This window comes from Vibrio sp. 10N.222.55.C6 (genome assembly GCF_041473395.1).
Classification (GTDB): Bacteria; Pseudomonadota; Gammaproteobacteria; order Enterobacterales; family Vibrionaceae; genus Vibrio; species Vibrio crassostreae_C.
This window is the reverse complement of record NZ_JBFRSD010000915.1, coordinates 1-663: the sequence shown is the minus strand read 5'-3', so window position 1 is coordinate 663 and position 663 is coordinate 1. Positions and strand designations below refer to the sequence as shown.

The window sequence follows — 663 nt, the reverse complement described above, 5'->3', positions numbered from 1 at the left end:
TATGTAACAAGGAATGTCTGATTAACCTTTGCTTATATAATATGTCATTTTTTTGATGTGGTATCATTCACGCAGTTAACTGTTAATGGATATATAACGTGAAAAAATACCTACTATTATCGCTTTCGGTTTTAATTTTGGCTGGTTGTGGAGCCCCTCGTTACACTGGGAGCGCGATTCCAGAACCTACGACTGAAGTTGATGTTGTTATCGTTAAAGACGCTGAAACACGTGAAGGGTTTTTAAATACTATGGAAACGTGGCTGCAAGATAACGATTATACCTACACCGTCGTACCTGATAAGTCGAAGCACGATCTTGATAAGCTGACATTGGAGTATGAAGGCCATTGGAGCTGGGACTTAGCGTTGTTCTTAAAGCAAGCGGAGATCAATGCTTATCAGAACGGACAAAGAGTAGGTGAAGTAGAATTTAAAGTCCCATACACGGCTAACCCAAACAAATTTGGTAATGCAGCTAAGCGTATTGGTTTTATGATGGATACGGTATTTGGTAAGAAAACTGCTGAAGAAGCAACGAAAGCAGCTAATTCATCAGATTCAAAAGCGACGAACTAGTCTAATTAGTTTACTAACTTATACCTTTGTTCGCTTTCTATTTTTCTTTAAGCTCTGCTCGAATAGACGAATAGACGAATAGACG

Annotated in this window: 1 protein-coding gene; it reads left to right on the top strand. The window is 38.8% G+C overall.

Annotation, left to right across the window (positions count from 1 at the left end; translation table 11 throughout):
- Positions 1-98: 98 nt before the first annotated feature.
- Positions 99-578, top strand: coding sequence for an Sbal_3080 family lipoprotein (locus AB4486_RS26840; RefSeq protein WP_017068825.1), 480 nt, complete (start codon positions 99-101; stop codon positions 576-578).
- Positions 579-663: the final 85 nt, after the last annotated feature.